Here is a 14,395-nt window from a genome sequence, read left to right as displayed (position 1 = left end):
GAAGCAAAAGACAACGATATTAGAATAGGATTGGGACAGTGTGCGGCTCAGATGGCAGCAGCTCAAATATTTAATGCCCGCAAAGGGCAAGAACAATCCGCAATTTATGGAGCAGTTTCAACTGGTACAAACTGGAAATTCCTAATTCTAGAAAATCAGTTGTTAAAAATTGATTTGACTGAATATTTTATTACTCAGCTAGACCAAATATTGGGCATTCTTGCAGAACCATTCAGACGCTATTTTAATTAGCCTAGTTTTTGGCGGCATTTTGGCGCTGCAATTACAAACGCAGGTGGCACGGGCGTCCCGCCTGTGCTGTATCTGCGGTTTCCAAACCCAACTTCATCTTCAAATAATCAGTCATCCAACTAACACTCGCCCTCGATCGCGAAATCCCCCCTTTCAACAAAATCCCTTCCTCCCAATCAGGATTAGAAATCGACCAATCAACCTGCTGCAAAAGGCTCAAACGTTCCTCCCAACTCTCAGGAAAAACCCATCGCAAAGCCGCCCCAACTTCCCCCAAACTCTCAAGCACAACACTGTGACAGTGTACGCAATCCCGGCGCATTTCCCCCGCCGCAACTTGCTTGTGCAGAACTAATTGCCAATCTGGAATAAAATTGCTAACAGCATTCCAATAACTAACCGCCAGTTGTATTCTTTGAGCGAGTTCTTCCTCTTTCTGTTCTTTTTTGGTGCGACAACCAGAGGGTTTTGCCTGTTCGCTGCGGTGAATATTAGACAGCAAAGCCATAATAGCACGATCGATCGCACTCAGCGCAAACAACTTGTGCGATCGCCCGTTCAAACTCCCCCTCTCCATCTCAGTCAAACACCGGAAAACCTCAACCTGCTTAACAACAGCCTTCACCACAAAAGCGCGATCGTCCCGGTGGTTGTAAAGTAGACTTAGCGACGCCTCCAAAGGAACTTGAAAACCGTTCAAATCAGCAAACATCTGCTGCGATTTTTCCAACCCAACATCGAGAAACAAAATCAGCGCCACCGTCTCATACCCCAACTGCGGATTTTCCCTCAAAGCCATCTCAAAAGCCGCGCGGCGATGCTGTCCGTCATTAATAGTAAACTTAGCATCCATCGGCACTCGCAAGCGACCGATTTTCCGTTCTTCGGCCTCATTTCCCACTGCTTCAAAAGTAATATCCGCATCAATCGAAGCAGCAATTGCCCCACAAGTATAATTTGTAGGATTCTTAACAAAATAATCAGCAATTTCGGGAATCCTAGCTTTGTTAAGCGCGCGTTTCGCCCGCATAGACGGCGGCAAATCTTCAGATTCAAAGGGAAACAATTTCGGTAAAAAACGCACCGGACACATCGACACGTAATATTCGCGGCCCGCTTGAATTCCCCGGATCACCGGCAAAATGTATTCAAAAGAAGGAGTAGACATATTTTAGAATGGGGCATTGGGAATGGGGCATGGGGCATGGGGCATGGGGCATGGGGCATGGGGCATGGGGCATGGGGCATGGAAATTAAGCATTAATAACTATTGACTATTTGCAAGTTTTATGGTTATAGAGTGGGCTATTAGGGCATAAGTTAAGTATTTCACAATGCTTTTTTAAAAACAAGTGTTGACATAAAGTTTAATATATGATATTTTTTGAAAAAATAGCCTAATTATCTAAAAACCGCCGATGAATACCCACCCAGCGGATGACCTCGCTATAAAAATTTTAGAAAAAGAAAATAGCGACAGACAGGAAATCGCACTTTTATTAGATAATTATTTAGGAAAGGACGATCGCATTTTCGTACAAAAAACCCAGATGGGAAACAGCGAAGCATACATCGGTTCAGTCACCCTAGAATGGTTAGACTCTCGCGTCCGTTTCGCCTCGCAAATGCCGCTTTTCCGCCAAAAATTCGACCTCCAAACCAACAACATCGTCCGCGACGACGAAACCATTGACGAAATTATCCAGCGTCCCTTAGATTGGTCGCGCCAAGCCGCCCTAACTCAATATTTAGCAGCCCGAAAATCGCACAAATTCCCCGCCGTTTTAGTAGTAGTCAGTCCCCCGTGGGTAGACAATCCTCTAGCGGAGGAATGGGATAAGAATGGCGTAGCAACCAAATCGGCTGCTGAATTTACATCCTTTGACAAAAATGAGAACTTAGGGCTTTTGGATGTCTCTCAAAAAGTCTCAATTTTTGCCTTAGACGGCCAGCATCGGCTGATGGGAGTTCAAGGTTTAATGAGTTTAATTAAAACCGGAATCCTGCAAAGATACAACAAAAATAAAAAACCTGTAGGCGCTGCAATTACTCTGGAAGATTTAGCAGAAGAGTATCAAATCGACCCCGAAACAGTGTATAAATTAGCTCACGAAAAAATCGGAATTGAGTTTATCCCGGCCGCGGTAGCGGGGGAAACGCGACAGCAAGCACAACGGCGCGTGCGATCGATCTTTGTGCACGTTAACCTAATGGCGGTAACGCTGAGTCAGGGTCAGCTAGCATTGTTGAACGAGGATAACGGATTTGCGATCGCGGCCCGAAAAATTGCCGTCACCCATCCCTTATTAAAAGAACAAGAAGACAGAAATCCCCGCGTCAATTGGGACAGCGCGACAGTCGCAGCAAAATCAACTGTCTTAACCACATTGCAAGCGCTGCAAGATATGTCCGAACGGTATTTAGAATACAAATTTCCTCATTGGAAGCCGGAACGAAAAGGTTTAATTCCCATGCGTCCCGAAGATGAAGAACTAAAAGAGGGAATTGAGGAGTTTAAAAAATTGTTCGATCATTTAGCAACTTTACCCAGCTATCAAAGAATTGAAAGCGGCGAAGAAACGACTGAATTGCGCCGATTTAGTTTTGAAAAGCCAGGGGGCGAGGGAAATATGTTGTTCCGTCCAGTCGGTCAAGTTGCTTTAGCTAATGCTTTGGGAATTCTAGTATTTAGGAAGAAACTTTCCCTGAAATCTATTTTCGACAAACTCCGCAGATTCGATGTGGATGAAGGATTTAGCCACATGGACAATCCTGAGTCTGCGTGGTACGGGATTTTGTACGATCCGAACAAAAAGCGAATGCTAGTTTCTGGAAAGGATTTAGCGACGAAGTTAATTGTATATTTGGTGGGGGGAATTCAGGACGATATGGAGCGAGCTCATTTGCGACAAGCGGTAGCGGAAGCCAGGACTTTTGAGGATAAAGCTATTAGTTTTAATGGCAGGTTTGTGCAGCCGCAAGAGGTAGGATTGCCGCCAGTGCTGAGTTGATATCAAATCCGGTAGCATCGGAATTATTCCTCTCTGTATTCTCTCCCTCTGCGTTCTCTGCGCCCTCTGCGGTTAAATCATTCCGATGCAACCGGAAACGATATGATTTTGTCACCGCTTCGGAACTACAGGCGGGACGCCCGTGCCACGATGCAGGCAAATGTTTTTTCACGATCGGCGATCGACTGCACATAGCTGCGGCAATTTATTGTTTTTCTCGTACTCTAGATTTGCGATCGCACTCTAGGTTGCAAAGTTAATCGAGTCAGTGGAGTAGAAACTGCACTGACTCGATCGCACGGCGCCTCAGCTTGACTTTAGGGATGATTCGTCAAAATCAAAAATTCCGATGCTGGAAGCGCTTGAATTTCGACATAGGCAGTCCCATCTTGTCGCTGCACTGACACCGTTGAACCCACCTGATGAGAACCCGTGTAACCCGGATTCCCTACTTGGGCCGTATTCAGAATTACCGTCATTGAACTCCCGATCGGGTTGAGATTGGCATCCACGAGCACTCTCGCTCCTCGATTATCCGTTCCATGACTGTTTAGCACACAAACCGCTTCTTCATCGTCTAAAACCCGTGACCAACCAATAATTTCTCCACTCAGTCCGTGATCGCCAAAGGGCAAGTTCAAGAAAGGAATCGCGGTTGGTCGCAAATACTGCCGTCCCAAGCGCAGCACAGGGAACTTTTTGCGGAGTGTCGCCATTGCCGCAATCCGAACATAGACAGGGTGATTCGGATCGAAACAGTGAGCACCCGCTGTCCCAAACGGCCCAAAGCCGGGTAAGTTTTCATCCAAGGCTTGTAGTCCTGCTACTCCAGATTGCCGGGGATGCGAGGGGCCAAACATTGCTTCCCGCAAATAGCGATCGGATCCCTTCCAGTCGGGCAACCACTTGCGTTCAGACGGTTCTGGCCCCGCCAATGCCTGCTCGGTTCCCGCGTAAATGCAAGGAATCCCCAACGTGAACAGTTGCAATCCCACTCCGGCAATCACCTGATGATCCGATGCGGCTTCACTGGAAAAGCGGATTTTTTCACCAAATACATGATCGTGATCGTCCAAAATTGAAACATGGCGCCGCCCGACATTCCGATGTGAACCCATTACCGCGTTCATTGGATCGAACCCGTTAAAGTAGGCTCTTGCAGCCATGAACCCTTTGGCCACTTGGTTAAGATTTACCCGCATCTCGCCGATATCGAGAGCCGCGTTTAGATTCTGCCCCACCACATCCAGATAACGGTCTTGGTTGTAGTCTCCGCCTGCTATTTCTCCTACCAAAAAGAAGTCACTCTTACCCAGATTGGCCGCAAACTCCTTAATCGCCCCGCAGAAATTTCGGGCTTGCTCGTAGGTAACGTGCTTGAGGGTATCAATCCGAAAGCCATCGCAGTCTGTCAGGGCGATCCAGTATTTATAACACCGGGCTAAGTAATCTAAGAGATGGGGATAGTCCAACTGGAAATCACGCAGCGTAATGAAATCCGAACGCCGGAATTCGGCATTGGGATCGTCGAGATCCCCCCGCCCTAAATCGCCCTTTCCGGCACGAGTATAGCAATCTGGTTCCTGGAGTTCGATCGGCCAGACTCCTTCCGCCTCGGTTTGAGGTTGCCCCGCAATGGGTTGTCCGCGATCGCCTACCCACGAGCCAAACTGATACCAACCAGGTGTATAGGGTGGTTCCCATTCTCCCCCAGGGGTACCAGGAGCATAAAACCAGTTAGATCCTGAATGGTTAAAAATGATATCAAGGATAATGCGTAGCCCCTTGGAGTGCGCTTTATTGACCAGACTGACCAAATCTTGGCGAGTCCCAAAGCGAGGATCGACCTCTAGAAAATCTTGAATGCCGTAACCGTGATAGCTATCCAAGTGACCCCGCTGCTGAAAGATTGGCCCTACCCAGATCGTTGTCACGCCTAGTTGGTTGAGATAATCCAGCTTTGACTCTAATCCTTTGAGCGTCCCACCCTGCCAGCGATCGCCTCCGGATTCTGCCCACTTGTCAAATTGCCAAGACTGTCCATTCGGCAGATTAGGTCGGGCCTGATTGAGTTGCTGCCGATTAAGTAGAGGGCGTTTGTCCTCCTGACCATCGCTAAAGCGGTCGGGTAAGAGAAAATAGAGGACTTCATTTCTCCAATCGGCAGAGGATGGAAAGTAACTCTCACGTCGGGGTAAAGAAAAGTCTTTTAAACTATCTGGGCGCTTCTTGGTTAGATTCTGATCCGCAAATGTCATAGGAATTTCCTCAAGATTGGTGAATGGTATTGCGGGCGTGAAACTTCTCTATTTTCCAACGAAGACTACTTTGTCATCCAGTCCCCGTTGGCGGGCCGTCGCCTCCTGGCAAAGTCGATCGGCTCAATGTCATTGAGCCTCCTGTTTGGTTCTGGCGATCGTGTTTTGTCCTCCAAAGAAGCGATCGCCCAATCTTGCACGATAGGTTTAAGCTTTATAGTAACCTTGCTATAAAATAATTGGTCATCGGTTCTTTTTATTTATTGCTGATGTCTGTGCGAGTCTGAGTTAAGGCTGGTTTTTCAGTTTCATTTAGCTTCTTGACACCCACTCAGTAGCGGTCGAGCGATTCTTTGTCAAGGGTCACAGCATAGCGCCTTGACTGTCTGCTTATTTCTGACCCTCTCAATTCAATGTAGTCTGACATCCTCCCAGCTTCTACTGCTTGCAATGTTTCCTGCAAGTCCTTACTAACTGTTTGCGATGTACTTTGACACTCCCACCGTCAAGCTACACTGTGACGGGGGATTCTTAAACTCACATTTAAGATTTCCTGCTTCACAGATTCTTGACTAGGCGTTACCGCCCCCGTCAGACCATCTCCACAGGCATTTTCTAATACGCTATGCCCTAGCGCTTTTTCTATTCCTCTATTTCTGATTACTTGTGCTGCTGCCACATCGCGATGGGTTTTGTATCCACATTCAGGACAATTATGTTTTCTAACATCAAGAGTTTTTTTGCCTGTATGTGAGCCACAATTTGGGCAAATCTGAGAAGTAAAGTTTTTATCAACTTCAGCAACATAAACATCTCGTTTCCATCCTACCCATTTAAGGATGGTAACAAATTGTCCAAAAGCTGCATCTAGGCAGTGCTTAGACAGCATTCCTCTACCCCATGACCTAAAATCAATATCTTCAATAAATATTGATTGTGCTTGGTCACAGAGATGATGTGCTAACTTAAAATGCCAGTCTTTGCGAGTATCAGAAATACGTTGATGTAATCTAGCTATTTTTTGGTTTAACTTGTGACGATTATTAGACCCTTTTTGCTTATTCCTTAGTCTGCGTTGTAGCAATTTAAGCTTACGGTGTAGATGGTTTAAGAATCGCGGTCTTTCCACAAGTTCACCATCTGAAGTAGCTAAGAATTTATCCAAGCCTAAGTCAATACCTAAAGGATGTCCCTGAAACGGGACATCAGGGATTTTAACATCTAATTGCAGTGAAAGCATCATAAAATAACCTGATGCTTTTCTAACAATTCTGGCTTGTTTGATTTCAAATCCGTCTGGTATTTTTCTAGATCGTCTAAACTTTACCCATCCTAATTGTGGTAACTTAATTTGATTTGCTTTGAGACAATCCTTAATCATTTGAGGATACACATAAGAGCGCATCCTGTATTTATTTTTGAAGCGTGGAAACCCTAAATTCTTAGATTGCATATCAGCAAAGGCTCGATCTAAAGTCCTTAAGACTTGCTGTAGAACTTGAGCATTAACTGATTTGAGAATTTCGTTAGTCTTCTTGGCTTCTGTTAGTGCTTTAGCTTGATTGTGGTAATTGGGGTAAGGTAGATCGGGAGGAATAATATATTCCTGTTCTATAGAGCAAGCATTCACAGGAGATTTGCGAGACTTTAACCAGTCCTTACGTTCTCGTAAAGCATAATTCCAGACAGAACGGCAAATATTCAAGGTGTGTTCAATTACCTTAATTTGCCGATCGTGGGGGATCAGCTTGTACTCGTAAGTTAAGGTTAGCATTTGTTCGACCTCTGTTAATGCTACCTTTATGATAATCTAATCTACATAAGCTTTCAACTCGTGTAAGAAGACTCCCTTCGGTCGGTTTTATTGGTTGGCAAAAATTCATCTCACCGCTAACCTTCGGTATAGCGGGAGTCCTCTTTTTGCATTTAAGATAGATTTGAGCCCATATTTTACTTGTATCAATAGCTACACTTCGGTAGGAAATGAGCGATTGCGGGTGGCGCCAGCGATCGCCACCTACTCAACTTCTTCATCTCAACATCCCAGGATACCCGCCCTTTGTTTGACTGCGTAGGGGGTCTTCTGCGAGTAGGGGTCTATAATACTCGTTACCAAATTCTGCACGGGTAGATTTAAATTATACCATTATGTACTGTGGCTATTACCCTGATTAGTGGAGTTTTCCGAGAGCGGGCGATCGATCTCAAGTTTGGTTGATGCTGTTGCTTATACCTTTCATTTTAACAAAATTAATTCTGCTGCTATAGGCAAATGATCGGACTCAGTTGCCTCCAAAACCGAACTCGATTTAGCACCCCAATGCTTTGAATACCAAATATAATCTATCCGGCAAACCGGATAATTTAATCTCCAATTCGACCTTTTTACCAATAACTTAAGTTCCCAACCGTGAGGCCAGGTAAAACCAAACCCTAATCCCGACTTTCGGAAAGAATCTTGCATGACTTTCTGCACCCTATAATAGTCTTGAGTTTCGTCAGTCATATTAAAATCGCCTGCGACAATTACTGGCAGAGTTTCTCGCTCAACTCGCTGCACTAAGTCTTGAATTTCAGGTGAGCGTCTGCTATATTTGTAAACGGGAATTTTGAGAAAACGCAAGATTTTATCTCTCTTAAACCAGGGCCCGGTAGCTTGCATATTATAAATCACTACTTCTTGTTCGTTAAATTTAATAATTGCCCGTTGCTGCGTTTCTCGATGACCGGCTAAGTGCAGTATTTGGCTCGATACAATCGGATATTTACTGAGAATTCCTACAGGGGGAGTGCCAATTTGATAGGGGTAGTCTGCTTTTAACGAGGTGAAAGTTCTTTTGGTATGTTTCTGAACGATTTCTTGTAAAAATATAATATCTGGTTGTTGCTTCTGAATCAGCTTAATTAAAGTAGGTGACTGAGTTGTAGACCAACTGACGTTATGCGATAAAATTTTGATGCTGGGCTGCGAATTTGTGATGTTTATTGCTGCGGGAGAAAAGTATTTAAAGTGCAGCCAACTTATTAAGAAAATGCAGGCGATCGCAGAAATAATAGTGAACCATCTTTTTTTGATAATTGACAAGCCGATGATGGGAAGCAGGAAAGTTGGGAATAAAATTAAGGGAAGAAAAGTGGTAATTAAGGCAATAATCCACAGTCTATCCCAAAACATTACTTTGAGAATGAAATAGCAGATAATGAATCCTGAGTAGCTGTAAGCGAAAAATTTTGCAGATTCCTTAAGCCCGTTATTTATTATCTCTGGTAGTATATACTTCATTGAAAATCTATTAGAATAAGAACTTGCTTAAATCGAATTCTTCATTTGACCGATCTTGATTGTCTCTTTCAGAAATCAAAACTAACAAAAGGTGATCGGTATAATCCGCCGCACCCCGCAACTCTTCTCGCAAAATTTCCAGTCCACCATTAGCATATTCTTCAAAAATTTGCAAGCGTTTGGCTTCCAATTGTTCGTCGAGATGGGAGAGAATTTGAGGATTTTTGGTTTCGGCGATCGCAATTAATTTAATCGCCATATCGTAGCCCCTCGATACAAAAATATCAACATCTATCGCACCGGGTTCTCGTTTAGAAATTTCCCCCAAAGGCGATCGTTTTTTCCGCTGCTTTCCCAAGGATGCGGCGAAAGCGATGACATCGGCGTAAGTCTGGAAAGGGCCAGTGTTGTTATCCGATAAAGTTAATGATTTGACTAACTCCGCTTTATCTTTAGCAATTCTAATTTTGTTAGCAGCCATTGGGATTAATATGTAATTTTTAACTGAGTAATTGGATTGATAGAGTAACCGCAGATTAGAGGCAGATCAACACAGATTAACGCAGATAATTTTCAGAATGTCCGCAACAACATAATTTTTTGTGCAAAACCTCCTCTGGCTTCCCGCCGCTTGATTTGTTCTGCCAAAAGTCGATCGCCCGAAATGCCAAAACTCGCTATCACCGCATCTATCACCTCATACAAATCCGCCAATTCCGCCACCAAATCTTCCTCGTGGGCCTGGGCCACTTCCCCCGCTTCTTCAATCAATTTCTGCAGCAAAGCTTGACGGTATTCTGCCTCCGACAAAATTACAAACTCGCATTCATTCCCGCTTTTGCGAATAATTTCAGGAATGCGATCGCGCACCAACTTATGATACTCTTTTTTCACGTCAAACTCCTTTCAGCCTTGACTAAAAATTTGAATCAACCAGCGATTAATTTCCCCATCATCTTCTGTTTGACTCCGATTCAAAGCTTCCTCAACTAACCGGATTTCCAGCCCCGGTAAAACCCGCGACTCTTGAATTCTCCCGCTACCTCCGCCATTAATCGCAAAGGCAAAAACCTCCCGCGTGTTTGCACGTTCAACCCAATATTCACTAATTCCTGCATTTTCGTAAAGCAACCGCTTACTGCCTAAATCATCGTTAAAAGAAGATGCCCCAATTTCTATTACCAAATTAGGCGGATCGTATTCATCCAAATCAACAGGTGAATTGCTGTCATTAGGAGGAACTCTCAAATCTGAACCGATGTAGTAAGCTAAATCAGGTTGAAACTCGCGAATACCTGCTTTCCTAAAACTGGCATTAGCAAATTGAACTACTCGGATATTTTTCAATGTAGCAAACAGAATAACTACATACGGGATGATTGAATTATGACGCGCGTGCAATGGCCCTACTGGTGACATTTCTATCCTCATGTGTTCTTGATAGTAATAAAACTTGCCCTTTTCCCATGCTGAATCCTCAGCAAAATTTAGAAACTCTTCCCACGTCGCCTTCACCCAAATATCCGTTTCCAAAACCTGCGTAATTGCCGAATTAGAAGCCATAATCCACCTCTACAATTTCTGTATATTCAAATTCATTCGGACTGCGCCTAACTAAAGGATAGCGCGTCCCGCCCAGTTCGATCGCATCTTCTTCACAATCAGCCTTCGGAGAATTGTACACCAGCACGTATTCCCGGCCAATGGAACTTTCCATCTCTTGAGCAACTTCTCCGCGCCACTGAGTTTTAGTTACCAAAACTACCAATTGATTCGCCAACTTCGGCAGCTTATTCGCGATTTGCTTGCGATAAATCTCGTCCAAACTGCCAAAGGGAGAATCCATTACAATTGGAAACGTACTGCTATCCGGACCCATCAAAGTATTTTTTTGACTCCACTCCCGCACGCCCTCAATAATCCCGCCGATAAACGATAAACTGAGAATTTGATTTTCTCCTGTAGAAGCGGCAACCAAAGATTCTTGTCCCGACGTATTTTCTACTAGCGTCAGTTCGTATTTATCGCTCAACTTGGGGATGTAAGGAGTAAAAGAAATTTGACTAAAAATATCTTGCACCCGTTTTTCCAACTGAGAAGAAAACTGTTTTTCTAAGCGCGATCGCACTTCAGTTAGGCGATCGATCGCATCCTGAGTCGCAGCAATCCGGCGCTGGGCTAATACTTGCCTTTCCTCGTTCAGTTGCTGCTTGTCGATTTGCTTGTCCAGATTCGCGATCGACGCATTCAAACTCTCAATCTGCTGCTGATTAGAGCCTGTTTCCCTGTGCAAATCGCCAATTTTTGCCTCAATTTCATCCAAGCGCTTTTGCAAGCGGCTGACATCCTCGTCAGGAAAATTTCGCAGCTTGCTATGAATATCGTCTAACTGATTTTCCACCCGAGAAAGTTCGGTTCTGTCGCGGCTGATATTGCCTTGGTGTCGATCAATTTCCTCCCAAAAATCAGCCACTTGTCTCTCAATTTCATTTACCCGATCGCTAATCCGAATAGTTGTTTCTTCCACATCGCCAACACCCGCCTTATCCATCCAACCGCTAACCTGTTGGCGAGATTCAGAACCCTCCACTAATTCCGCACCGCAGATACACCGCTGCTGCGCTAATAACTCTGCCAAAAACGGTCGCTGAATCCCCGAAAGCAACGAGCCGCCTTCCCGCAAACCTCCTACTATTACTTCAAATTCAGCCGCCGCATCTGACAGAAATACCGCGTAACCGCGCCCAGAAATTGCTCGTTTGATAGCATCTGAAGCCAGAACAAATTGTTGCCTCAATAAATCTCGCTGCTTTTGCAATTCGTCTCGCAATTTTTGCAAATCGCCAGCACCGCTGAGTTCCAGCAAATTACCATTAACTGCTTTTTTTAACTCCCCTTGGTTCGCCAATTCCCCTTCGATTTCTACTTGTCTGCTTGAAAGTTGCTCAGCTTCTTGCTCAATTTTTTTCTTGTCTTTTAAAAATTTCTTCGTTTCAGCATTCCCAATTATATTTAAATCTGTCTCCAGAGATTTTTTCGCTTCTCCTAAATGCCGGAGAGAGCGATTCAACACTTCCACCCCCAGCAACTCCTTAGTAGCTTCAGCAATTTCTGCTTTCTTGTCGTGCCGGACAATTTGCTCGATTCGCTCCCCGTCAAAAAAGAAATATTTATGTAAACTTTCCGGCAAAATCCGCCCGATAATATCATCGGGATGCTGATCCGGCTTCAGCCAGAGACCGTTATCTTTTGCTATATTCAGAAACAATTCATTCTTGCCATGTTCTACAGTATTTTCACTTTTATAAGCACGACAGATGCGTTTTGCTTGGTAGCGCGTGCTGTCGTGTTCAAACACAATTTCCGCCCAACAACCTACGGCTTTTCCCATTTCCGCCTCAGCCAGAGCGCGCTTGTTTACTAATTGTTCTTCCGCCGCAAAAGCTGCGCTAAATTTTCCGTAAAGTACCCACGTAAAGGCATTCATCAAAGCCGTTTTTCCAGCGCCGTTATTACCGTGAATTACTGTAATATTTTCTACGCCCGAAGCGAGTTTAATTTCGGGAGTTTTGCCGTAAAATTGACGAAAGTTGCACAGAGTAATTGAGATTAACTTCATACAATTGCTTGCTTAATGATTTTTAAAATGTCATCGTTAATGTGGCGGGGAGCTCTCATGTACAACTTATCTTTTTCAATTTCCAATACCCGCTCGATAATTTGACGTACTTCCGGTGGCGCGCTAGTAATTGGTTGCTGTACGTCGCTGAATTCCTGATGAGTTTGATAAGCAGAACGCTTTTCTGCTAAAATGCTTGTCTGTACGGCTGCGATCGCGCTATCTTCATATCTAAATGCCATAATCAGATTTTCCGTCATATTTTCAGTCATTTTTTTTTCACATATTAAAATCTACAGGGCCTAGGCTCATGGGCGAGAAACCCGGTTTCTACGAGTTTTGCGAAGAGTCATATCAAATCCGGTAGCATCGGAATTATTCATCTCTGTATTCTCTCCCTCTGCGTTCTCTGCGCCCTCTGTGGTTAAATCATTCCGATGCAACCGGAAACGATATCACGAGAAATCTACAAAGAAACTAGGTTTCTGAACTCTGCGTGCGATCGCGAACTAAACTAGCAACTCAAACTGCTATCAAATAATTCTCTATTCTAAAACATAAACCGAACCTTAATAAATGTCAAATGTCTAATAGCCCGTAACGCTTCTGAAGTTGCAGCAATTTCACTCTAGCTTCCCCAGCATTGTCGGCTAAATCGGCAAATTCCAAGAACCGCTTCAACTCTTTTCGCAGCAAATTGCGCTCCACTTCTAAGGTTTCTCTGCCCAAATCAGGAGGCAAAACTATCATGTCAAATAAAGTTGCCCTTTCCTTCCCCGGATGTGGCCGCAAAATCCGTCCCCGGCGCTGAATAAACTGGCGCGGATTGCTGCTGCTTGCTAAAATTACAGCATGGCGAATTGCTGGAATATCAACGCCTTCATCCAAACAGCGAATCGCGACTAAACCTTGCAATTCTCCACTCTCAAATTGTCGGCGCAATCGTTCTCTTTCTGCTAAAGGAGTTGCCGCAGTATAAGTGTTAACTCGGTAGCCTAATTCTGAACCCAATAACTTCGCGGTTTCTGTTAGTTGGCGGTTGTTATTTCGGCGCGCACCTCCTTCGATCGCACCGTCGCCGCAGTAAAATAAAGTATGGCTTGTGTCGAGACGGTGAATCATTAATTCTCGCAAAGCTACTAATTTATTAGCCGCCGCTCCAATTAACCGAGCCCGCTGCATTAATAAACTCGTTAAAGCATCGTTTTCTTCTACTTTTTCATCGCCCCAAAGCGCCCAGCCAATCTTTTGAGTTAAGCGGGAATATTTGCGCGTTTCGGCTTCGGTCAATTCTACTAAAATCGGATAGTATAAATAATGTACTAATGCTTTTTTGCGGATGGCATCGGCTAAGGTGAGTTCCGGCTGCAAAACAGGGCCGAAATAATCTAAAATAGCTTCGGTTCCCTGTTCGTCAAAATGCCTTTCTGGGGTGGCGGAAAGGGCAAGCCGCAGTCCAATATTGCGCGGCAAACTTTGTCCTAAACGGGGCGCACCTAAGTTGTGAACTTCGTCTCCAATAATCAGGGTTTTTTCTGGGAAATAGCGCAGTTGCGATTGCAAGCTATCGGACATTAATGTGGCGTTAGTGGTGATGATTGTGAGAAATGCTCGTGAAGCGCAGCTATCCCGTAGGGAATCGCACTTTGTGAGAATGGGATGTTCGTTAACCGTTTGCTCACTCGCTGTGACGCGCTCAAAAATTGAATGCAATCCGGCTCGATCGCTTGGGGGTACAAATGTAGCTAAGTAATCTTTCCCCGTAACTTCTGCAGCAGTATAGCCGACAGCTTGCAGCATAGAGTCATTCACCCGCAGGATTTTACCCTCAGAGTCGATCGCCACAAAAAAAATCGGAGAATTTTCGATAATCTTTAAGTTAAAGTCCCGCTCTTGACGGATAATTTTTTCAGCTTGCTGGCGTTCCTCAATTTCGACCTGCAAGCGGGCATTGATCGAGGCTAGCTCGATC

At 44.6% G+C, this 14,395-nt stretch carries 11 protein-coding genes and 1 pseudogene; 2 read left to right on the top strand and 10 right to left on the bottom strand.

Annotated features, from left to right (window positions below; translation table 11 throughout):
* Positions 1–252 (top strand): annotated as a pseudogene (locus tag ACUVJL_RS38790) (hypothetical protein); the annotation flags it as partial.
* Positions 253–283: 31 nt separating this feature from the next.
* Here the strand turns inward: ACUVJL_RS38790 and dndB are convergent.
* Positions 284–1,420 carry a DNA sulfur modification protein DndB gene (dndB, locus tag ACUVJL_RS38785; RefSeq protein WP_445250674.1) on the bottom strand — a complete coding sequence of 379 codons (1,137 nt, stop codon included), beginning with the start codon at positions 1,418–1,420 and terminating at the stop codon, positions 284–286.
* Positions 1,421–1,670: 250 nt separating this feature from the next.
* Here dndB and ACUVJL_RS38780 point away from each other — a divergent pair, with 250 nt between their 5' ends.
* Positions 1,671–3,263: a DGQHR domain-containing protein gene (locus ACUVJL_RS38780; RefSeq protein ID WP_445250673.1), complete on the top strand. Its 1,593-nt coding sequence runs from the start codon at positions 1,671–1,673 to the stop codon at positions 3,261–3,263.
* 317 nt (positions 3,264–3,580) lie between these two features.
* On the opposite strand, the gene ACUVJL_RS38775 is transcribed toward ACUVJL_RS38780, so the two are convergent.
* From ACUVJL_RS38775 to ACUVJL_RS38735, 9 genes are all read right to left on the bottom strand, one after another.
* Entirely contained in the window at positions 3,581–5,521 is a 1,941-nt protein-coding gene (locus ACUVJL_RS38775) for an alpha-amylase family glycosyl hydrolase (RefSeq protein WP_445250672.1), read from the bottom strand.
* A 505-nt stretch (positions 5,522–6,026) separates the two neighbouring features.
* Positions 6,027–7,295, bottom strand: a complete 1,269-nt coding sequence (locus ACUVJL_RS38770; RefSeq protein WP_445250671.1) for an RNA-guided endonuclease InsQ/TnpB family protein — start codon at positions 7,293–7,295, stop codon at positions 6,027–6,029.
* Between the two features lie 462 nt (positions 7,296–7,757).
* Positions 7,758–8,804 (bottom strand): endonuclease/exonuclease/phosphatase family protein, encoded by a 1,047-nt coding sequence (locus tag ACUVJL_RS38765; protein ID WP_445250670.1) that lies wholly within the window; start codon positions 8,802–8,804, stop codon positions 7,758–7,760.
* Between the two features lie 10 nt (positions 8,805–8,814).
* Entirely contained in the window at positions 8,815–9,285 is a 471-nt protein-coding gene (locus ACUVJL_RS38760) for a DNA phosphorothioation-associated protein 4 (RefSeq protein WP_445250669.1), read from the bottom strand.
* Positions 9,286–9,377: 92 nt separating this feature from the next.
* Positions 9,378–9,698 carry a nucleoside triphosphate pyrophosphohydrolase gene (locus ACUVJL_RS38755; protein ID WP_445250668.1) on the bottom strand — a complete coding sequence of 107 codons (321 nt, stop codon included), beginning with the start codon at positions 9,696–9,698 and terminating at the stop codon, positions 9,378–9,380.
* A gap of 12 nt (positions 9,699–9,710) precedes the next feature.
* Positions 9,711–10,367 carry a Uma2 family endonuclease gene (locus ACUVJL_RS38750; protein ID WP_445250667.1) on the bottom strand — a complete coding sequence of 219 codons (657 nt, stop codon included), beginning with the start codon at positions 10,365–10,367 and terminating at the stop codon, positions 9,711–9,713.
* Complete coding sequence (locus ACUVJL_RS38745) at positions 10,357–12,423, bottom strand: AAA family ATPase (protein WP_445250666.1); 2,067 nt, start codon at positions 12,421–12,423, stop codon at positions 10,357–10,359. Before ACUVJL_RS38745 ends, ACUVJL_RS38750 begins: the two co-directional genes overlap by 11 nt.
* Positions 12,420–12,695: a hypothetical protein gene (locus ACUVJL_RS38740; RefSeq protein WP_445250665.1), complete on the bottom strand. Its 276-nt coding sequence runs from the start codon at positions 12,693–12,695 to the stop codon at positions 12,420–12,422. Before ACUVJL_RS38740 ends, ACUVJL_RS38745 begins: the two co-directional genes overlap by 4 nt.
* Before the next feature lie 307 nt (positions 12,696–13,002).
* A partial coding sequence (locus ACUVJL_RS38735) for a helicase-related protein (protein WP_445250664.1) occupies positions 13,003–14,395 on the bottom strand: 1,393 nt, incomplete at its 5' end.

Origin of the sequence: Microcoleus sp. OTE_8_concoct_300, from assembly GCF_031383065.1 — a bacterium.
Lineage (GTDB): Bacteria > Cyanobacteriota > Cyanobacteriia > Cyanobacteriales > Microcoleaceae > Microcoleus.
This window is presented reverse-complemented; position numbering and strand designations above follow the sequence as displayed.